This window comes from Streptomyces ferrugineus, assembly GCF_015160855.1.
GTDB lineage: Bacteria > Actinomycetota > Actinomycetes > Streptomycetales > Streptomycetaceae > Streptomyces > Streptomyces ferrugineus.
On sequence record NZ_CP063373.1, the window covers coordinates 1,462,890 to 1,481,388 of the forward strand.

Sequence of the window (18,499 nt, forward strand, 5' to 3'; positions counted from 1 at the left end):
ACCACCTACTTCGCCGGCGCCTTCTTGGCCTTGCGCGGACGCATGGAAGAGGACGGCGGCACCTGGTCCTTGGGCCGCGGACACCTGTCGGTGCAGGCGTCGGCGGCTCCGCAGCCGTTGCTTCGCAGCTTGGCCCGCTGCTCCTCGGTCGCCGGCTGCCACGGCTTCCGCAGTTCCTTCGGTCCCGGCCTGGGAAGCCCGAGCGCGGCGCTCAGCAGGTGCGCGCCGAACAGGGGCGGGACTGCGTTGCCCACCTGCTGGGCCTGCGCCGTACCGGACCACGGATAGTCCGGCGGGAAACTCTGCAGCATCCCTGCCTCATTCATGCTGAACCGTGCACCCTCGTAGACGATGCTCTCGGTGAGGTGTTGAAAGACCACGAAGCGGCTGATTTTGCCGGTGACGGTGAAGGCGGGCTGCTGGTCGCCTCGCACGCCTCGTCGCCCGGGGTTGCTGGAGCTGCCGTAGTTGGAGCGAATCAGGAACGGAGTGCGGCGCCCCGGATGTGAGCCCACCGGGTTCGCGAGGACATCTCCCATCGACCTCCAGGGCAGCAGATCCTCGTCGCCTGTTTCCCGGTGCTCATCGGTCCCCGGTTCGGTACCGTCGTAGAGAGTCGGCTGATGGACCTGGCCCGCGGCTTGGTCATGTTCGGTCTTCCCGTTCCTTCGGTTCCATTCCTTGGCTTCGTAGGAATGGTGGGTCGGCGAGGGAAGCGAGGGCTCACCAAGCCCTTCACGCCGAGCGATCAGCACCGCGCGGGACCGCGTCTGCGGGACCCCGTAGGCCTCGGTGTCGAGGACGTCGACGACGACCTTGTACTTGGTCCCGTCGGGGAGCCCTGTCTCCTCCAGCACCTTGGCGTAGTGCTTCCATAGCTCCTCGACCTCGCGGACCTGTTCCAGGACGATGACGTCGTACGGGCGCTTCTCCCGGTTCGGGCTCCGGGTCGCCTGAATGGCATACCGGAGAGGCTCGAGGACCAGCGCGGTGCGTGGATCGCTGAGGCTCTTGAGGTCCTTGTCGATCTCCTCGTCGGGCTCCCCCGCCATCAGCCGTTCCATGTACTCCTTGACCCTGTCCAGGGCCTGGCGCCCGGCGCCGTGGCCGGCCACCGAGTACGTCTGGCACGGAGGGCCACCTGCGAGCACGTTGATCTCTGGCGGCAGCGACTCAAAGGCGTCTCTGCGTACCGCGCTCACGTCGGCGTGGAGGGTGTCCAGCCCCGCCGCGTACCGCGTGAGACACGCACTCTTGTCCCACTCGATGCCGATACTCGGGATGTCGAGCGCGTGCCCGGCGACGTCCAGCCCTCCGGGACCTGCGAAGAGGTCCAGGACGAAAGGCTTGTCGAGGATGGGCTGATGGGACGCCGTGCTGGTCATGTGGCGGAAGTCTAGCCGGCAACGGGGACTGCTGGATCCCCAACCAGCGCTTCGGCTATGGCTTGCCCCAGGGCCGCTCCGACGGGCGGCGGCGTCGCATGCCCGACCTGACGGTATCGAGCGGTCTTGCGTCCGGCGATCTCCCACGTTGCTGGAAAGCCCTGCAACAGCGCCGCCTGCTCAACTGTGATCTTCACCATGTTGTCTCTGCCGAGTTCGGGATCCCATACGAAGTCCGGGCCAGGGACGGTGTCACCCACGGTGTGTGCGTTGACACCCATGGTCGCCCACTTTCGTTTGGCTCCGGTCGGTCCCAGGTCGGCGCCCCCCCGGTTCTTCGAGCCTCCGACCAGTGTCGGAGCCGGCTGATCCGCTTGGGCGGCCCAGCGGGAAGCATCCGTCCATCCTCGTGACGCCATGGTGGGCCCCAACGCGATGCCAACCGTCATCGGCTCCTGAACGGTGGGTGTCGGCGGTCGGAATGCCGCGGCCCACCGCTGCTCGATGGCGACCAAGATGCCTTGCTTGCGGTTCTGCGGCACGCCGAAGTCGACGGCATTGACGACGAACCAACTGAACTCGTATCCCAGGTGGGCCAGTTCGGCCCGGGCGAAGTCACGGAACTCCTGATACTTGTCCGCGTGGGCGAGCCCGGGAACGTTCTCGATGAGCACCGCCCGGGGTCGGATCGCGTGGACGAGGTAGACGGTGGCTTCCAGCAGCCGGACCTCAATATCCGAATCCGCCCGCTTCACGGTCGCACTCGACTTCACCCGGGGCAGTCCCGCCGCGAGGAGGTCCACGTCATAGCTCTCGCGATGATCCTTCGGGTCGAAGCCCAACAGGTCGGTGTGGAGCACGTTCCAGTGCTGCCGATTGGTCCGCAGAGTCTGGACGGCGTCCTCGTCGTCGTCCAGCAGCAGGCGCGGCTCGAACCCCGCCCGCTCCAGCCCGAGGGCGAGCCCGCCCGCACCCGAGCACACGTCCACGAAGGTCAGGCCACTCATGCTTTCCTCCCTTTGGCCCGTTCCGCTCGACGCCGCTCCACGGCCGCCCCCACCCGTACGGCCACATCCTCGGGAGCCTCGTGCTCCCAGAACCGCAGCACCGTCCAGCCCTCGGCGATGAGGTGCTCTGTCGTCTCCCGGTCACGGGCCATGTTCCGGGCGAGCTTGTCACGCCACCACTGCGCGTTGGCCTTCGGCTGCGTCGCGTGCTGCGGGCATCCGTGCCAGAAACAGCCGTCGATCAGGACGGCCACCTTCGCCCCGGTGAACGCCACATCGATCCGGCGCCGCGCCATGCCCGGCACTGGATACTCCACGCGGTAACGCAAGCCCGCCGCATGGAGAAGGCGTCGCACAGCCAGCTCGGCCCTCGTGTCCTTGCTGAGTTGCCGCGACATGCGTGCTGAGACTTCGGGGGATGAGGGGACGGCACCAGGCACATGAACATTCTGCCAGCGTGGAGGTGCGCGCATGGCCCCCCCGTTTGCGCGGAAATCCACTCGCCTGCGATCAGGCGTTGCAGAGGGCCCTCCTCCATGGTGTTGCTATCGGGCCGCCCGCTTCTTGGCCAGTGTCGTGCTTCCGCGGGCCGCGTCAAGGGCGCTGCACTCCGCTGCGCTGCGTTCCGCGTCGGCTGCGCCGATGGCCCTCCGGGCCACCCTTGACCCGGCCCGCTCCAGCACGGGGAAGAAGCGAGCGGGCGGCCCGGAAAGGCGGGTGGCCCAGGTTGGGGGGCGGTGAGGTCGGGTGGGTGGCTGGCCGGGGTTGGGGGCGCGATCGCCCTGGGGGGCGCCGGGCCGGTTCGGCGGCTTGGTGTCGTGGTGGGTGTGCGCCGGCGCGGGATGGCGGCCTTCCGCTTGAGGCGGCGGCGAGGGCTGTCCTAGGTGTACCCGGTCATGACTTTGGTGACAGTCGGCTGATTGGTGGCTGGCCGCCGAGCGCGGTGTGTCGGCGGCCAGTGTTGTAGAACTGCAGCCAGGGTGCGAGTGCGTCGGCGCGTTCGGTGTTGCTGGCAAAGACCTGGTGGTAGGCCCATTCGGCCTGCAGGGTGCGGTTGAAGCGTTCGACCTTGCCGTTGGTCCATGGGCAGTGGGGCCGGGTGAACTTCTGCTGTGCGCCCAGGGTTTGGCAGGCGTCGCGGAAGGAGCCGGAGGTGCGGTAGTTGCGGGCGTTGTCGGTCATCACGCGCTCGATGCGGGCGATGCCGTGGCCGGCGAAGAACGCGGCCGCGCGGGTGAGGAACGCGGCGCAGGTGACGCCTTTCTCGTCGGCCAGGATTTCGGCGTAGGCCAGGCGGGAGTGGTCGTCCACGGCGGCGTGCACGTAGTCGTAGCCGATGCCGCGGCCGCGGACGTCCTCGCTGCGGCCGTGGGCGCGCCAGCCGCCGCCGTCGGGGATTTTGCCGAGCTTCTTCACGTCCACGTGGACCAGGCCGCCTGGCTGGTTGTACTCGTAGCGTGCGGCGCTTTTGCGCACCGCCCGGATGACCTGCCCGGTGAGCGGGTCGCAGGCTGCCAGGGGCGGCATGTGGTGGCGGCGCAGGATCCGGGTCACGGTCCGGGCCGGAACCCCGGTGGCCTCGCTGATCTGCTCGGGTCCCCGGCGCAGGCGTCGGCGGGCCTGAAGAACACGCTCCTCGACCTCGGCCGGCGTGCGTGTGGGGCAGGTGCGGGGGCGGCTGGAGCGATCGTGCAGCCCCGGCCAGCCCTCGACCCGATAGCGATTGACCCAGCGGTGAGCACACTGCCGGGAGACTCCCAGTTCCTTGGCGACGTGCGCGACCGGGCGCCGGTCGAAGACAACGCGACGCACCAGCAGGCATCTGCCGTGAAAGGTCAGCCGGGCATTAGCGTGGGCCACCAGGACCTCCGAGGTGAGTGAAGACGGCAATCTCCACTACGCCCGGAGGTCCCTCCATGATCAACAACCGGTAGCGGGCGTGTCACCAACCTCCCGGCCGAGTACACCTAGGGCGGGCGAGGACCTGCTGAGGCTTCTGATTGAGGCTGGTTCACCCTTTCGAGAACTGCATTGACCTGGCGTTATTACTCTACGTAAGTGATGATTGACGGTGTTGGGTCGTTCAGGATCGTCGCGAGTTCGGTGTGCTGTGCTGCTGGTTTGCGAGGGGGTGGGTGGTGTGTCTGGGGAGGGCGCCGTAGCGGGCGCAGGTGTGGTGTTGTGCGGGGCGTTGGATGAGTGGGTGGCGGGGATTCGGGAGCAGGGGCCGTCGGAGCGGACGGCCGGGCTGTTGGGTGGGCTCGACTGTGGGCAGCTCTCGGCGCGGGGGCAGTTTGATGCGCTGGTGGTGCTGGAGCAGCACTTGTCGTGGTTGCAGGCCAAGCAGGTTGAGGTGCTGGCTGCGATTGCCGCGCATACCGACACCCCGGAGGAGGTCATCCTGGCGGCGGGCGGAAGGCTGGACGATGTCTTCGCTGCTGACTGGGATACGGCCGTGGAGGAAGTCGCCTGTGCGTTGCGGCTGGCCAATCGGACTGCCGCTCGGCGGCTGGAGGCGGCCACCTTGCTCGCCGACCGGCACGAGATCACCACTGGGCTCCTTGGCGCTGGGCAGATCTCTTGCATCCAGGCGCAGACGCTTGCCGAGCAGCTGCGCGTCGTCGATGACAGCGTCGCTGCTCAGGTTGAGCAGGTCATGGCGGTGAAGATGCCCGGCCAGGCGGCCGGGCAGACCCGGGCCGCGTTGCGTCAGGAAGTCCAGCGGGCTGACCCCGACGGGGCCGAGCGGCGTCATCGACAGCGGGTGCGGGAACGCCGGATGCTTCGCCATCCCGACGACGACGGCATGGCCCTCTTTGGGGCCGTGCTGCCCGCCCAGCAGGCCGCGCTCATGGAGCAGGCTGTCGACCGGCGGGCACAGGGCTACGCCGACGACGGGCGAGGTTTGGAGCAGAAGCGGGGCGACGCGCTCTTCGACCTTGTTGTCAATCAGCCCGGGGCAGTGGGTGATTGGGGTACGGGCCCATTACCGCCTCGCAGGCTCGAACGCTCGCCTTCGCGTCGGTTGGCGGCGGTTGCTCACCGCTCTTGAGACCGGGCTGCTCATCAAGACCGACCTCACCACCTACCGGCCGACCGCCGAGACGGAGCAGCATGTGGTCGCCCGGGATCGGTACTGCGCCTTCCCGAGTTGCTGGATGCCTGCGTACCGGTGCGACCTCGACCACATCAGGCCGTTCCCGACGATCTGCAGCCGCTGTGCAGCCGTCATCATCGGCTCAAGACCACCATCCCGGCTGGAAGGTCACTCGGGATGCGCACACCGCGACCACCACCTGGACCGCGCCCACGAGGCCGAGTGGTCAGTTGCCGCCCCGGCTGACACCCCTCCCCTGGGGAGGGAGCCGGCTGTCGTCGCGGCCCCGTCGGCTACTGGGGCTCCGCCCCGTGGCAGTCGTCATACGCCCGCCCCGACCCACACCAACACCCCGCCCCCCGCTGCGGCGGCCAAGCCGCAGCCCGCCCGCGTGCCGCCAGCGTCGTCGCATACTGCGGTAGCAGTGCCGCGTCCGCCGGGGACGCGCCCTCCGAAGCGGCGAACGCCTCGTACGACGGCACCGTCCCCGTCACGATGCCGAGGTTCGGGGTGCCGGAGGAGGACAGTTCCCGTAGGGAGGCCTCTATCGTCGCCAGGTGCTCCTCGTGGGAGGGGTACTCGGTGGACAGGGACGGGTACGCCGTCACCAGCTCTGTCAGCTCGTCCGCCGTCCAGTGCAGGACGGCCACCGGGAACGGGCGGGACAGGGCCTCCCGGTACGCGCCCAGTTCCGCCCGCAGGCGCGAGATCTCCGCCTCCAGTTCCGCCGGGTTGTCCGAGCCCAGGGACCACACGCGCTTCGGGTCGTGGAGTTCGTCCAGGGAGACCGGCATCGAGTGCAGGGTGTCCGCGAAGGTGTCCCACTCGTCATGGGGTGCGCCCAGCATGCGGCGTACGCGATGGCGGCCGAACAGCAGCGGATGCGTTGAGTACGGGGGCTCCGACACGTCCGTCAGGAGGAGGCGCACACCCTGTGTGAAGGTCTCCTGTGCCTGTTCCAGCTCGTCGTGGGACTCCAGCGACTCCGCGACGATCACCCAGGGGGCGGGGTCCCGCGGGGAGGCCGCTCGGACGCCGTCGATGATCGCGCGGGCCTCCGCCTCGTGGCCGTACTCCCAGAGGTTCGAGGCCTTCAGGGCCCGTACCAGGTGGGGGTTGTCCAGGGACTTGGACGACGACAGCAGGCGGTCGTAGAGCGCGGTCGCGGCGGGGCGGTCGCCGGACAGTTCCAGGTGGGCCGCGGCCCGCAGGAGCAGGGCCTCGGCGTCCTCCGGGTAGAGGCCGGCGGTTCGCTCCAGGCGTGCCGCCTCGGCGGTGTGGTCGACGTTTTCGGCAGGCGTGTCGGGGCGCATGGGGGACACGGTACTGCCCAGGGGTGGCGGAGCGGAGAACAGAGGGGAGAAGAGAGGGCGGATATTGGCTGGTCGAGGTGGTTGTTCGTCTGGGGCCTTCCCTTCCCTTTCCTTCCCTCCCCGCCCCTTCACTTGCCTTCCATCCCATCTCGCCTCGCTCCTCCTCTCCTCTCCTCTCCTCTCCTCAGATCACCACCCCATCGATCTGCAGCGTCTGCACCGCCTTCGCCGCGAACGGCACCGCCACCGACTTTCCGCTCAGGTATGTGTTCGTGTACGACCGGTACCGGTCGCCGCCCGTCGTCACCGTGTTCCAGCGGGGGACCAAGCCGCCCGAGCCGCCCGAAACCGTTGCGAATCTCGACAGGTCGAACGTCAGGGTCTGGGCCGACGTCGACGTGTTCACCGCGACGATCACCAGGCGGCGTGCCGACGCGTCGTAGGCCGCTGCCGCGTAGCTCACGCCCGTGTCGAGGAGCCGCATGCCGGGGCGGATGTGACGGCTGAACTGGGCCATTACGTAGTACTTGGTCTGGATTGTCGTGGGCTGGAGGGTGTTGGGGTCGTACGCGATCATCGCCCAGCCGGTCGACGGGTCCATGACCTGCCAGTAGCACCAGGCCGTCGGGTGCAGCCAGCGGAAGTCGTAGCAGAGGTTCGACGCCATGGTCAGGCCCGTGCCGTCGCTGTCGCCCGTCTCCGAGTTCCAGAGCTTCTTGCCGGAGGTGGTGACCACGTCCGTGTAGAGGAGGTCCCTGCGGCCGCCCGAGCCCTGGTAGCCGTGCACGTTGACCTGGTTCACCAGGGCCTTCGTCGACGCCCCGAAAGATGCCCACGTCGAGCGGGCCGTGTCGTAGTTCGTCTCGTCGGAGGCCGAGATGCGTACGCCCGTCAGGCCGCGCTTGTCCAACTCGCTGCGCATGTACGGGAGTACGGCCGCCTGGACCGCCGGGTCCATGTGGCAGCCCTCCTGGGTGCCGGTGGCGGTCCACCACGAGGACGCCGGTTCGTTGAAGGGATCGACCGTCGCGAAGTTCACGCCCCAGTTGTTCCTGGCGTACAGCGCTGTCGCCGCCAGGTGTGACGCGTGCTGGCGGTAGTTCCAGGTCTGGAGGTTGTTGCCGCCGCCCGATGCCCCGGACGGGTTGTGGTTGTTGCACATCCACCACATCGGGGAGTTGGCGAACAGCTCCGTCGTCGCGCCGCGCTGTGTCGCCTTCACCAGCATCGCGCGCTGGGTCGCGTCCGCCGTCCAGTCCCAGGCCGAGGAGGTGGGGTCCTCGTTGTTCCAGTTCTGCCAGAAGCCCTCGATCTGCTTGAAGCCGGGGATGTTCGGCGACTCGACCATCGTCTCGCCGTTCACGCTGTTCCAGCTGCACGCGCCGAGGTTGTAGCGGGCGATGTTGAGGCCCAGGCCGGGGAGAGACGTGCCGTTGTAGGTCACCGAGTTGGTGGTGAAGAAGAGGTCGGCGAAGTCGTTCCGGTCGCCGAAGACGTTGGCCCACCAGGCCAGGGAGGTGCCCCAGCCCTCCCAGGTGCCGTAGGACGTGCCGGGGTTGACGGCGATGGTGGCGTCCGCGTGTGCGGTGCCCGTCGCCAGGGCGCTGCCGAGGAGTGCACCGCCTGTCGCCGCCAGCAGAGTTCTGCGTCGGATCATGACTTCTCCGCTTCGCTCAACGGCCGGTCGTCGTCGAACCGGCGTCACGGCCTGTCCCGCTGATGCCGACAGGAAGCATCGGGTGTGGCGCATGAGGTTGTCGAGGGTTCCGACAGCCCTTTCTCAAACCTGTGGAAGAAGGCGGGAGGAGCGGAAGAGGGGAGCGGGGAGGGGGCGGAGGGGGGAGCGGGGAGGGGGCGGAGGGGGCGGACGTACGCGGTTCTGACACCCGCCGCGTGCGCATGGGTCTGGAGACCTCGCGCCCCTGCCCCTATCGTGCGGGCGGCCCCGTCGGCCCCGGTGAAGGAGGCTCACGGATGGTGCGGGTTCGCGTCGTGCGGCACAGCGGGCTGCGGCGGCGTGCGCTGCGGCGGCGCGCGCTGTGGGGTGGCGGGGAACTGCTCGTCACCGTCGGGGTGGTGCTTCTGCTGCTGGTCGTGCATCAGGTGTGGTGGACCAACCGGGAGGCCAGGGCGGGGGCCGAGCGGGAGGTCCGGGCGCTGGAGCGGGCCTGGGACGGCGCCGCCGGCGATCCCGGAACGCCGCCCGTACCGGCGGCCACGGACACGGACACGGCCGCGCCCGCTCCCTCGCCCGAGCCCTCCGCCGGCACCCGGCGCCGGTCCGCCGTCGCGCCGGCACCGCGGCCCGACTGGTCCCGGGCCTACGCCATCCTCACCATCCCCCGCCTCAACCTCCGCGTCCCCATCGCCGAGGGCATCAGCAAGAGCGGCGTCCTCAACAAGGGCTACGTCGGCCACTACCCCGGCACCCAACAGCCGGGCCAGGCCGGCAACTTCGCCCTCGCCGGGCACCGCAACACCCACGGTGAGCCCTTCCGGTACATCAACCGGCTCGCGCCCAGGGACACGGTGCGGGTCGAGACACGGAGCGCCACGTACACGTATGCCGTCGACCAGACGCTGGCGCAGACCGCCGCCCACGACGGGAGCGTCATCCGGCCGATCCCGCGCTCCACCGTCAAGCCGGGCCATGGATACGACGACCCCGGCTACTACCTCACCCTCACCACCTGCACACCCGAGTACACGTCGAAGTACCGGCTGGTGGTGTGGGGCAAGCTTGTGTCCATGCGGCCCCGGTGACCCCTGTTCACCCATCGCGTCCGAGCCGGCGGGACGGATCCTGTATAACGAAGGAGCGAAAGAACGAAAGAGCGAGAGAACGAACGTCAGGGCGAGCCGCACGAAGGGAGGGAACGCCGATGATCCGCAGCCTGGCCCATCTGCGTCCCGCCGCCGCGCTGGTGCTGCTCTTCCTCGAGATCACTCTGCTCGACACCGGCAGCCTCTCCGCGACCGTCGCCCTCGCGGCGACCGCCGCCGCGGGTTCCGCGTTCGCCGTCTGCTCCCTCCTCGCCTCGCGTGCCGCGCCCGCCGTGGCGCCCACCCGGGTGCGTACGGCCATCCGTGACCGGGCCCGCCGTACGGCCTTCCTGCCGCAACGCGACCCCGACGCCTCAGGCCGGCCACGGCCCAGGGCACCCGGGCGCGCCCTCCCGGCGACCGTCGCGTAGGGCACCCACCAGTGCAGCTCAGCTCATACGTGTGACCCGCGCGGGTCGTCATGCCGCCATGCCGCTTCCCGGCATTCCCGTTCCGGCACGACGAGACCCCGGAGGGCTCACCCATGTCTGTTTTCGCCGACCTTGTTCAGAAGCTGGCCGAGCTGCTCGACCCGCTGTTCGGCGCTTCCGCGGCCGCCGCCGCGATCGTCCTGTTCACCGCCTTCGTACGACTGCTCGTGCATCCGCTGTCCCGGGCCGCCGCGCGCGGGCAGAAGGCGCGGGCCGAGCTGCAGCCGAAGATCGCCGAGCTGCGGAAGAAGCACGGCAAGAACCCCGAACGGCTCCAGCGGGCCGTGCTGGAGCTGCACGCCGAGGAGAAGGTGTCGCCGCTGGCCGGCTGTCTGCCGGGGCTGTTCCAGCTGCCCGCCTTCTTCCTCCTCTACCACCTGTTCTCGAACACGACGATCGGCGGCAAGGCGAACGAACTGCTCACCCACCAGCTGTTCGCCGCGCCCCTCGGGGACCGGTGGGCCGATGCGCTGACCGGTGCCGGGGGCGGGCTGTTCGGCGGGGCGGGGGTGGTGTACCTGGGGCTGTTCGCGATTGTCGCGGCCGTTGCCACCTTCAACTATCTGCGGACCAAGCGGATGATGGCGGCCGGCAGCCCGGTGCCCGCGGGCGAGGGGGAGCAGCTGCCCGGGCTCGGCGCCGTCACCAAGGTCATGCCGTTCATGTCCTTCTTCACGCTGGTCACCGTGGCGGTGGTGCCGCTGGCCGCCGCCCTGTACGTGGTGACCAGCACGACGTGGAGCGCGCTGGAGCGGGCCGCGCTGTATCGCTGACCTACGGTCTGTCGCTGATCCACGGTCCAGTACGTGAACCGGGTATTGCGGACCGGCCGTGGACCTTGGAGGATCGACCAGTCCTCCGATGGCTGCACACATCGGTGGGCGCCCCGCGATCGAGGGAGATTGTGATCATGAAGCTGCTGCGAGTCGGTACGGCGGGAGCGGAGACGCCCGCGCTGCTCGACGCCGAGGGGGGCCTGCGGGACCTCTCCGGTGTCGTGCCGGACATCGACGGAGCGCTGCTTGCCGACGACACCGCGCTGGAGCGGATCCGTACGGCCGCCGAGGCCGGGGAGCTGCCCGCGCTGGATGCCACGGGGTTGCGTGTCGGGCCGCCGCTCGCGCGGATCGGCAAGATCGTGTGCATCGGGCTGAACTACCACGACCACGCCCGCGAGACCGGCGCCGAGCCGCCCGCCGAGCCGGTCGTCTTCTTCAAGGCCGCGGACACCGTCGTGGGCCCCCATGACACGGTGCTGGTCCCGAGGCGGTCGACGAAGACCGACTGGGAGGTCGAGCTCGCCGTCGTCATCGGGCGTACGGCCCGCTATGTGGACTCGGCCGAGGAGGCGCTCGCGCATGTCGCCGGGTACGCGGTGGCGCACGACGTGTCCGAGCGGGAGTTCCAGATCGAGCGGGGCGGGACCTGGGACAAGGGCAAGAACTGCGAGACGTTCAACCCGCTCGGGCCCTGGCTGGTGACGGCGGACGAGGTCCCCGATCCGCAGGACCTGTCGCTGCGGCTGTGGGTCAACGGTGAGCTGAAGCAGGACGGGACGACCGCGGAGCAGATCTTCCCGGTGGGGGAGGTCGTGCGGTACGTCAGCCAGTTCATGACGCTGTATCCCGGTGACGTCATCAACACGGGGACGCCGGCGGGGGTGGCCATGGGGCGGCCCGAGCCGAAGCCGTATCTGCGGGCCGGGGATGTCGTCGAGCTGGAGATCGAGGGGCTCGGCCGGCAGCGGCAGGTGTTCAAGGACGCGTGAGCGCTCCGCCGGGAGGTCCGGGGAACCGCGGAGTGTTCGTCATCCGCGGGTAGTACGTGGTCGCTCGCGCCCACGCGGCGGGGCCGCACAGTGACACGGCCCCGCGCCCGGCCCCGCGCCGCCGAAGACAAGGGCGTTGCCCTAGCCCTTGCTCAAGAACTCCTCCACCGCCTCCACCACCATCCGGTGGTCCTCGAGCTGCGGCAGCCCGCTCACCGTCACCGACCCGATGACCCCGACCCCCTCGACGTTGATCGGGACCGAGCCGCCGTGGGCCGCGTAGGTGTCGGGGTCGAGGCGGGAGGAGTCCTCGAACGTCGTGCCCTTGGCGCGGAAGCGGGCGCCGACGATGTAGGAGGAGGTGCCGTAGCGCTCCACCACCCGGCGCTTGCGGGCGATCCAGGCGTCGTTGTCCGGGGTGGAGCCGGGCAGCGCCGCGTGGAAGAGCTGCTGGCCGGCCCGGTGGATGTCGATGGCGACCGGGGCCTGGCGCTCGCGGGCCTTGTCGACCAGCAGCGAGCCCAGGGCCCAGGCGTCGTCGTGGGTGAACCGGCCGAAGACCAGGCGGCGTTCCTGGGCCTCCAGCTCCTCCAGGGTCGGGGTGAGCTCCGGGTGGAACCTCGGGGTGAGTTCCGGGTTGTGCGTCTGATGCGACTGGTTGTGCGTCACAGCGTCACCACCACTCCGTCGTGTGCCGAACGGCGGGCCGCCTCCAGTACGTCGAGCGCGGCGGCCGCCTCCAGGGCGGTCACCGGGTTGGGGCCGCCGGCCGGCAGTGCCTTTGCCACGGCCGCATAGTAAGCGGGGTAGTCGCCGGGGAGGGTGGGTTCGACGCGGCCGCCTCCCGTCACCGGGGACTCGCCGGAGCCGATCCGACCCCACAGCGACTCCGGCTCCACGCCCCAGTCCGCACCCGCGCCGGGCCGCCGCCCCTCGCGCAGCGCCGCCTCCTGCGGGTCCAGGCCGTACTTGACGTAGCCCGCCTTCGAGCCCAGCACGCGGAAGCGGGGGCCGAGTTGGGCGGTCGTGGCGGAGGCGTACAGGTGGGAGCGGACGCCGTTCGCGTGGGTCAGCGCGATGAAGGTGTCGTCGTCGGTCTGCGCGCCGGAGCGGCGGACGGCGGCCTCGGCGTACACCTGTGTGACGGGGCCGAAGAGGACCAGCGCCTGGTCGACGAGATGGCTGCCGAGGTCGTACAGCAGACCTCCGATCTCTGCCGGGTCGCCGGACTCCCGCCAGCCGCCCTTGAGCTGCGGGCGCCAGCGTTCGAAGCGGGACTCGAAGCGCCATACGTCGCCCAGCTCGCCCTCGGCCAGGAGCTTACGGAGGGTCAGGAAGTCGTTGTCCCAACGGCGGTTCTGGAAGACGGACAGCAGCAGGCCGCGCTCCTCGGCGAGCGCCGCCAGCTCGCGCGCCTCGGCCGCGGTGCCGGCGATCGGCTTGTCCACGACGACCGGGAGGCCCGCCTTGAGGGCCGCCGTCGCGAGCGGGACGTGCGTCTTGTTGGGGGACGCGACGACGAGCAGGTCGAGGTCGCCGGCGCGGGCGAGCAGCTCGTCGGGCGTGGCGACGACGCGTACGTCCGGGTGCTCGGCGAGGGCCTGCTTCCGCCGCTCGGGGTTCGACGTGACCACCGTGTCCAGGGCGAGCCCTTCGGTGGTGGTGATCAGCGGAGCGTGGAAGACGGAGCCGGCCAGGCCGTAGCCGACGAGGCCCACACGCAGGGGAGTAGCGGTCGTGCCGGGAGTGCCAGTCATCCGCCCACTTTCGCAACGCTGTTGCCAAAGTGCAAGCGCGGGGGAGAATGGCGGGGTGATGGACGCAGGGAGCGCGGTGAAGGGTGAGGTCGGCGGCGTCGCGGGCGGCAGTGTCGTGGGCGGCGGCCCGGGCGGTGTGAATCTCGGCGCGCTGCGCAGTCACAACGCCGCGCTCGTGCTCGATCTGCTGCGGATCGCCGGGCCCGAGGGCATCAGCCGGCTCGAACTCGCCGAGCGCACCGGGCTCACCCCGCAGGCGGTCAGCAAGATCACCGCCCGGCTGCGGGAGGACGGCCTCGTGGCGGAGGCGGGGCGGCGGGCGTCGACCGGGGGCAAGCCGCGCACGGTGCTGCGGCTGGTGCCGGAGGCCGGGCACGCGGTGGGGGTGCATCTGGACCGGGACGAACTGACGGCCGTGCTCTGCGATCTGACCGGCGCCGTGGTGACACGGCGCGGCGCCCCGCTGGATCTGGGGGCCGGCGCGGACACGGTCGTGGAGCGGGCCGTGCGCGAGGTGGGGGAGCTGACGGGCGGGAGCGGCCGGCGGGGTGCGGTGCTCGGGGTCGGCGTGGCGCTGCCGGGGCCGCTCGACCATCGGCGCGGGGTGCTGCACCGGGTCACCGGGTTCCCGGAGTGGAACGGCTTCCCGCTGCGGGACGTGCTCGCGCGGCGGCTCTCGCTGCCGGTCGTCGTCGACAAGGACACCAACGCCGCCGCCCTCGGGCTCGCGGTCGGGGCCGCGACCGCGACGGCGGGGGACGCGGGAAAGGCGGGGGCCTTCGCGTATCTGCACTTCGGGGCCGGGCTCGGCGGGGGCCTGGTGATCGGGGGAGCGGTGCACCGGGGCACCCGCACCGGAGCCGGGGAGTTCGGGCATCAGGTCGTCCAGCTCGACGGGCCGCCCTGCGAATGCGGCAACCGTGGCTGTGTGGAGGCGCTGTGCCTGGCCGCGGTGGCGCGGGGCGATGCGGCGGAGGCGGCCCGGGTGCTCGGCACCGCGGCCGGCAACCTGGTCGCGCTGCTCGACGTCGACCTCGTGCTGCTGGGCGGCCGTACGGTCGCCGCCGCGCCCGAGACCTACGTCCGCGGAGTCGCCGCCGTCCTCGCCGAACGCGCCCGGCGCGCGGGCGGGGACGCGGTGCCGGTACGGGTCGCGCCCGGCGCGGGGCGGCAGGTCGCCGAAGGGGCGGCGCAGTTGCTGCTGGCGCCGTTGTTCGGGCGGGCGGAGGGGTGAAGCCGTCCGGGGTGAGGCGGGCCGGGGCGAGGCGGGCCGGGGCGAGGCAGGCCGGGGTGAGGGCGGCCGGGGTGAGGGCGGCCGGGGTGAGGCCGGCCGGAGTGAAGCCGGCCGGAGTGAAGCCGGCCGGGGCGAGGCGGGCCGGGGCGAGGCAGGCCGGAGTGAAGCCGGCCGGGGCGAGGCCGGCCGGGGCGAGGCAGGCCGGGGTGAAGCCGGCCGGGGTGGGTGCGCTGATCGAGCGGACTTGCCGGGCCGTACGGAATGGCGCCACCCCGTGGCCGCTGCCACCCGGCATGGTCATGTGTTCATGCGACTGCACTCACCCGCTTCCCTCGGCCTCGCAGCCGCCGCCCTCCTGGCCGCGGCGCCCCCGGCGCACGCGGAACCGCCCGCCGCGCTCCCCAGCTGTGTCACCGGCGACGGCGCCTTCCCCCTCACCACCCGGCTGCACGGCGGCCCCGCCTCCTACGCGGCCGGCGGCGGATTCGGCACCTGGTACCTGGACCTGACCAACAAGACCACCCGGACCTGCACCGACATCCACCCCGTGGTCGTCCTGGTCGACGGCGAGCGAGCCCTCGAACCGTCCCAGCCCCGCCTGGAGTTCTACGACGGCCGCAGCGGCACCCGGCCCCACCCCGTCCGCTTCGAGGCCACCGACCAGGACGAACTCGTCGGCGCCTTCGACGGCTTCCCCGGCTTCACCGTCGGCCCCCGCAAGACCATCACCGTGAAGATCCGGCTGGCCGTCACCTCGGACGCCGTACCGAACCGGATCACCGCGAACGCGGCCGTCGTACAGCGCCACGACGGCGACGGCGACTGGGTCGGCCAGTCCAACGACTACCGCTTCACGATCGAGGCCGACCCCACCGAAGCGGCCCACCCGCCCGGTACGGCAGCCCCGACCGATCCCGCGGGCCGGGACGCCTCGGCCCACCCGGACGCCTCACCCACCCCAGGCGGTGACGCCGCCCGCAACCGGCTCAGCCTCGCCGACGAACTCGCCCGCACCGGCCTGACCTCACCGCCCGGCGTCACCTTCGCCGCCACCCTGGCCCTCCTGCTGACCGGCGCCGGCCTGCTGGTCGTACGGAGACGCCGCTGAGGCCACGCCCTCTTCGACCGCTTGCCGCAGGGCCTGCCGGGCGTCGGGTGATGGTGCGATGAATGGAAGGAAGCCACTGGCAGCCGACCGTTCCCTGAAGATCGGGCGTGTGCTTACGCTGGGGCCCACGCACGCACAGCGTCAGGAGATCGCGCTCATGGCAGACCGCAAGCCCATCGAGTCCTGGCTCACCGACATGGACGGTGTGCTCATCCACGAGGGCGTTCCGATCCCAGGCGCCGACGCCTTCATCAAGAAGCTGCGCGAGTCCGGCAAGCCCTTCCTCGTGCTCACCAACAACTCCATCTACACCCCGCGCGACCTGCACGCCCGGCTGAACCGCATGGGCCTGGAGGTGCCGATCGAGAACATCTGGACGTCGGCGCTGGCCACCGCCCAGTTCCTCGACGACCAGCGCCCGGGCGGCTCGGCCTACGTCATCGGCGAGGCGGGACTGACCACCGCGCTGCACGACATCGGCTACGTCCTCACCGACCACGAACCGGACTACGTCGTCCTCGGCGAGACCCGCACCTACTCCTTCGAGGCCATGACGAAGGCGGTCCGCCTCATCAACGACGGCGCCCGCTTCATCTGCACCAACCCCGACGAGACGGGACCGTCCACCGAGGGCCCGCTGCCCGCGACCGGCGCCGTCGCCGCGCTGATCACCAAGGCCACCGGCAAGCGGCCGTACTTCGCGGGCAAGCCCAACCCGCTGATGATGCGGACCGGCCTGAACACCATCGGCGCCCACTCCGAGACCAGCGCCATGATCGGCGACCGCATGGACACCGACGTACTGGCCGGCATGGAGGCCGGCATGCAGACGTTCCTGGTGCTCACCGGCCTGACCCGGCCCGAGCAGGTGGAGAACTTCCCGTACCGGCCGTCCAAGGTCGTCGACTCCATCGCGGACCTCGTCGACCGGATCTAAAGCGTGTTGCAGAACGCTGTGATCAGGCAGGCTGAACTGGGCGTTTGTCGCGTCTGGTCACGCGGTGAGGGCGAGGTTGTGCATGCGGGCGACGGCCTGAACGGCGTGATGGAGGCCGTCGCCGCGCTGCCGGCAGTCACGCAGGATCTTGTAATTCTTCATCCGTCCGATCACATGCTCCACACGGGCGCGGACCTTGCGGTGCTCCGCGTTGTCCTCCTCTTCGCCCTTGAGTAGCGGCCGTCCGGGGCGTTTGCGGTGCGGGACGATCAGGCCGGTGTTGAGATAAGCGCCGTCGCCGAGCACCGTCACGCCTTCGCAGTGCTCGGCCAGTCCGGAGCGCCGCCAGGCGTGCGCGTCCGCGGTGGTGCCCGGCAGCGGACGGGCCGCGGCCACCACGAGCCGGGTGTCTGCGTCCACGATGACCTGCACGTTTGCTGAGAAACGGTAGTTACGCGAGGAGGCACCCACACCTCGGTCACGGACCGGGATGAGGGTGCCGTCCACGATCCACAACCGCTCGACTGCCTCCTGCGGGGCACGTACCGGCTCGAGCGCGAGCAGCGGCCCCAGCCGCTGGATCACCCGGCACACGGTCGCCGGGGAGATGCCGAACAGCGGGGCGAGCTGCCGCATCGTGAGGTTCGTGCGGTAGTAGACAGCCACCAGCAGCACCCGCTCGGCCAGCGGAAGCCGCCACGGACGACCCCACCCGCACCCCTCACCACCACGTTCCCGAACCGCCCTTAGCAGCCGCCCGAACTGCTCAGCCCGCAGACCGGTGAACGTCTCCACCCAGACCGGCTCAGCCCTCAACACCCCACCCATGCAAGGGAAATGCCCTGATCACAGCGTTCTGCAACACGCTTTAGGGCGTGTGTCGAATGTCCCGTCTGCGCCCCGACGCCCGGCACGCGCGCACCGGACGCCGCTGCGCCCGCGCTGCGCGCGGACGACGGGACATTCGACACACGCCCTAACCCCGTCCCGCATCAACACGACCCGTTTGGAGCAGCGCGGGGCCCGTTGAGGATGCGGGGCCGGTGTCGCGGGGGGAGCCTCCAGGTATCTGGAGGTTCACGATGGGATCACTGCGGGTCACTCTCTGTACGATCGCCGCCCTGGGCGCGGTCGCCGTCAGCCCGGCGGCACACGCTGCGGACGGGGGTGTCTCGCTCAGACCGTCGTCCCCGTCCCCGGGCGGCGACATCACGCTGCGGGTCAGCGGGTGCCCGCAGCGGACCGCCACGGCCGCCTCCGAGGCGTTCGTCGCCGACGCGAAGCTCGCCGTCGCCGCCGACGGCACCCTCCTCGGCGAGAGCCGCATCCGCTCCACCGCCAAGGCGGGCACCTACGACGTGAAGGTCGCCTGCGGGGCGGCCTCCCGCACGTCCGCCGTCACCGTCGTACGCAAGGGCACCGAGCCGTCCGTACGGCACGGGCCGCAGCCCTCGGCCCCCGCTTCCCCGGCCGCACCCGTCCGGGCCGGCGGCGGTGGCGCCGAGCACCTGGCGATGGTCGACGCCCGCGCGGCCGGCCCCGGCACGGCGCACACCGTGACCGGGCTGGTCCTCGCGGGCGTCGCCGCCACCGCCGTGGCCCTGCGCAGCGCCCGCAGAACCCGACGCCCCCGCTGACC

18 protein-coding genes are annotated in these 18,499 nt (G+C 70.8%); 9 read left to right on the plus strand and 9 right to left on the minus strand.

The genetic code is table 11. The features are described 5' to 3' along the window. Positions 1-5: 5 nt before the first annotated feature. From IM697_RS06790 to IM697_RS06805, 4 genes are all read right to left on the minus strand, one after another. A complete protein-coding gene (locus IM697_RS06790) occupies positions 6-1,385 on the minus strand; it encodes a DNA cytosine methyltransferase (protein ID WP_194045650.1) in 1,380 nt (459 codons plus the stop codon). An 11-nt stretch (positions 1,386-1,396) separates the two neighbouring features. Next, positions 1,397-2,392, minus strand: coding sequence for a DNA cytosine methyltransferase (locus IM697_RS06795; protein ID WP_194045653.1), 996 nt, complete (start codon positions 2,390-2,392; stop codon positions 1,397-1,399). Further along, positions 2,389-2,790 (minus strand): very short patch repair endonuclease, encoded by a 402-nt coding sequence (locus tag IM697_RS06800; RefSeq protein ID WP_194045655.1) that lies wholly within the window; start codon positions 2,788-2,790, stop codon positions 2,389-2,391. Before IM697_RS06800 ends, IM697_RS06795 begins: the two co-directional genes overlap by 4 nt. A 496-nt stretch (positions 2,791-3,286) precedes the next feature. Next, positions 3,287-4,252, minus strand: a complete 966-nt coding sequence (locus IM697_RS06805; RefSeq protein ID WP_194049558.1) for an IS481 family transposase — start codon at positions 4,250-4,252, stop codon at positions 3,287-3,289. A gap of 445 nt (positions 4,253-4,697) precedes the next feature. Between IM697_RS06805 and IM697_RS44495 the strand changes: the two genes are divergently transcribed. After that, complete coding sequence (locus IM697_RS44495; RefSeq protein WP_228044537.1) at positions 4,698-5,444, plus strand: DUF222 domain-containing protein; 747 nt, start codon at positions 4,698-4,700, stop codon at positions 5,442-5,444. A gap of 338 nt (positions 5,445-5,782) precedes the next feature. Here the strand turns inward: IM697_RS44495 and IM697_RS06815 are convergent, their stop codons facing one another. Both IM697_RS06815 and IM697_RS06820 read right to left on the minus strand, forming a co-directional pair. Continuing rightward, positions 5,783-6,802 carry a YecA family protein gene (locus IM697_RS06815; RefSeq protein WP_194045657.1) on the minus strand — a complete coding sequence of 340 codons (1,020 nt, stop codon included), beginning with the start codon at positions 6,800-6,802 and terminating at the stop codon, positions 5,783-5,785. Positions 6,803-6,986: 184 nt separating this feature from the next. Next, on the minus strand, positions 6,987-8,459 hold the full coding sequence (locus IM697_RS06820; RefSeq protein ID WP_194045659.1) for a glycoside hydrolase: 1,473 nt from the start codon (positions 8,457-8,459) through the stop codon (positions 6,987-6,989). 317 nt (positions 8,460-8,776) lie between these two features. Here IM697_RS06820 and IM697_RS06825 point away from each other — a divergent pair, with 317 nt between their 5' ends. The 4 genes from IM697_RS06825 to IM697_RS06840 all read left to right on the plus strand — a co-directional run bounded on the left by IM697_RS06825 (position 8,777) and on the right by IM697_RS06840 (position 11,824). Next, on the plus strand, positions 8,777-9,565 hold the full coding sequence (locus tag IM697_RS06825) for a class E sortase (RefSeq protein WP_194045662.1): 789 nt from the start codon (positions 8,777-8,779) through the stop codon (positions 9,563-9,565). 119 nt (positions 9,566-9,684) lie between these two features. Further along, positions 9,685-9,996 carry a DUF6412 domain-containing protein gene (locus IM697_RS06830; RefSeq protein ID WP_194045664.1) on the plus strand — a complete coding sequence of 104 codons (312 nt, stop codon included), beginning with the start codon at positions 9,685-9,687 and terminating at the stop codon, positions 9,994-9,996. A gap of 113 nt (positions 9,997-10,109) precedes the next feature. Beyond that, positions 10,110-10,829 carry a YidC/Oxa1 family membrane protein insertase gene (locus IM697_RS06835; RefSeq protein WP_194045666.1) on the plus strand — a complete coding sequence of 240 codons (720 nt, stop codon included), beginning with the start codon at positions 10,110-10,112 and terminating at the stop codon, positions 10,827-10,829. Between the two features lie 137 nt (positions 10,830-10,966). Beyond that, positions 10,967-11,824 (plus strand): fumarylacetoacetate hydrolase family protein, encoded by an 858-nt coding sequence (locus IM697_RS06840; RefSeq protein ID WP_194045668.1) that lies wholly within the window; start codon positions 10,967-10,969, stop codon positions 11,822-11,824. Positions 11,825-11,965: 141 nt separating this feature from the next. On the opposite strand, the gene IM697_RS06845 is transcribed toward IM697_RS06840, so the two are convergent. Further along, positions 11,966-12,493: a heme-degrading domain-containing protein gene (locus tag IM697_RS06845; protein ID WP_194045671.1), complete on the minus strand. Its 528-nt coding sequence runs from the start codon at positions 12,491-12,493 to the stop codon at positions 11,966-11,968. Next, positions 12,490-13,581: a Gfo/Idh/MocA family protein gene (locus tag IM697_RS06850; RefSeq protein ID WP_194045673.1), complete on the minus strand. Its 1,092-nt coding sequence runs from the start codon at positions 13,579-13,581 to the stop codon at positions 12,490-12,492. Before IM697_RS06850 ends, IM697_RS06845 begins: the two co-directional genes overlap by 4 nt. Positions 13,582-13,639: 58 nt before the next feature. On the opposite strand from IM697_RS06850, the gene IM697_RS06855 reads away from it, so the two are divergent. The 3 genes from IM697_RS06855 to IM697_RS06865 all read left to right on the plus strand — a co-directional run bounded on the left by IM697_RS06855 (position 13,640) and on the right by IM697_RS06865 (position 16,860). Next, entirely contained in the window at positions 13,640-14,815 is a 1,176-nt protein-coding gene (locus IM697_RS06855) for an ROK family transcriptional regulator (RefSeq protein ID WP_194045675.1), read from the plus strand. Positions 14,816-15,122: 307 nt separating this feature from the next. Further along, positions 15,123-15,923 (plus strand): hypothetical protein, encoded by an 801-nt coding sequence (locus tag IM697_RS06860; protein WP_228044539.1) that lies wholly within the window; start codon positions 15,123-15,125, stop codon positions 15,921-15,923. 157 nt (positions 15,924-16,080) lie between these two features. Then, positions 16,081-16,860, plus strand: coding sequence for an HAD-IIA family hydrolase (locus IM697_RS06865; protein WP_194045677.1), 780 nt, complete (start codon positions 16,081-16,083; stop codon positions 16,858-16,860). Between the two features lie 57 nt (positions 16,861-16,917). Here IM697_RS06865 and IM697_RS06870 read toward each other — a convergent pair whose 3' ends face one another. Further along, complete coding sequence (locus IM697_RS06870; protein WP_194038123.1) at positions 16,918-17,688, minus strand: transposase family protein; 771 nt, start codon at positions 17,686-17,688, stop codon at positions 16,918-16,920. A 254-nt stretch (positions 17,689-17,942) separates the two neighbouring features. On the opposite strand from IM697_RS06870, the gene IM697_RS06875 reads away from it, so the two are divergent. Beyond that, complete coding sequence (locus IM697_RS06875) at positions 17,943-18,497, plus strand: hypothetical protein (protein WP_194045679.1); 555 nt, start codon at positions 17,943-17,945, stop codon at positions 18,495-18,497. Positions 18,498-18,499: the final 2 nt, after the last annotated feature.

What these genes read in the sequence shown, in the direction of transcription:
- IM697_RS06790 (WP_194045650.1), bottom strand. Translation starts at nt 1,385, where the DNA reads ATGACCAGCACGGCGTCCCATCAGCCCATCCTCGACAAGCCTTTCGTC.
- IM697_RS06795 (WP_194045653.1), bottom strand. Translation starts at nt 2,392, where the DNA reads ATGAGTGGCCTGACCTTCGTGGACGTGTGCTCGGGTGCGGGCGGGCTC.
- IM697_RS06800 (WP_194045655.1), bottom strand. Translation starts at nt 2,790, where the DNA reads ATGTCGCGGCAACTCAGCAAGGACACGAGGGCCGAGCTGGCTGTGCGA.
- IM697_RS06815 (WP_194045657.1), bottom strand. Translation starts at nt 6,802, where the DNA reads ATGCGCCCCGACACGCCTGCCGAAAACGTCGACCACACCGCCGAGGCG.
- IM697_RS06820 (WP_194045659.1), bottom strand. Translation starts at nt 8,459, where the DNA reads ATGATCCGACGCAGAACTCTGCTGGCGGCGACAGGCGGTGCACTCCTC.
- IM697_RS06825 (WP_194045662.1), top strand. Translation starts at nt 8,777, where the DNA reads ATGGTGCGGGTTCGCGTCGTGCGGCACAGCGGGCTGCGGCGGCGTGCG.
- IM697_RS06830 (WP_194045664.1), top strand. Translation starts at nt 9,685, where the DNA reads ATGATCCGCAGCCTGGCCCATCTGCGTCCCGCCGCCGCGCTGGTGCTG.
- IM697_RS06835 (WP_194045666.1), top strand. Translation starts at nt 10,110, where the DNA reads ATGTCTGTTTTCGCCGACCTTGTTCAGAAGCTGGCCGAGCTGCTCGAC.
- IM697_RS06840 (WP_194045668.1), top strand. Translation starts at nt 10,967, where the DNA reads ATGAAGCTGCTGCGAGTCGGTACGGCGGGAGCGGAGACGCCCGCGCTG.
- IM697_RS06850 (WP_194045673.1), bottom strand. Translation starts at nt 13,581, where the DNA reads ATGACTGGCACTCCCGGCACGACCGCTACTCCCCTGCGTGTGGGCCTC.
- IM697_RS06855 (WP_194045675.1), top strand. Translation starts at nt 13,640, where the DNA reads ATGGACGCAGGGAGCGCGGTGAAGGGTGAGGTCGGCGGCGTCGCGGGC.
- IM697_RS06860 (WP_228044539.1), top strand. Translation starts at nt 15,123, where the DNA reads ATGCGACTGCACTCACCCGCTTCCCTCGGCCTCGCAGCCGCCGCCCTC.
- IM697_RS06865 (WP_194045677.1), top strand. Translation starts at nt 16,081, where the DNA reads ATGGCAGACCGCAAGCCCATCGAGTCCTGGCTCACCGACATGGACGGT.
- IM697_RS06870 (WP_194038123.1), bottom strand. Translation starts at nt 17,688, where the DNA reads ATGGGTGGGGTGTTGAGGGCTGAGCCGGTCTGGGTGGAGACGTTCACC.
- IM697_RS06875 (WP_194045679.1), top strand. Translation starts at nt 17,943, where the DNA reads ATGGGATCACTGCGGGTCACTCTCTGTACGATCGCCGCCCTGGGCGCG.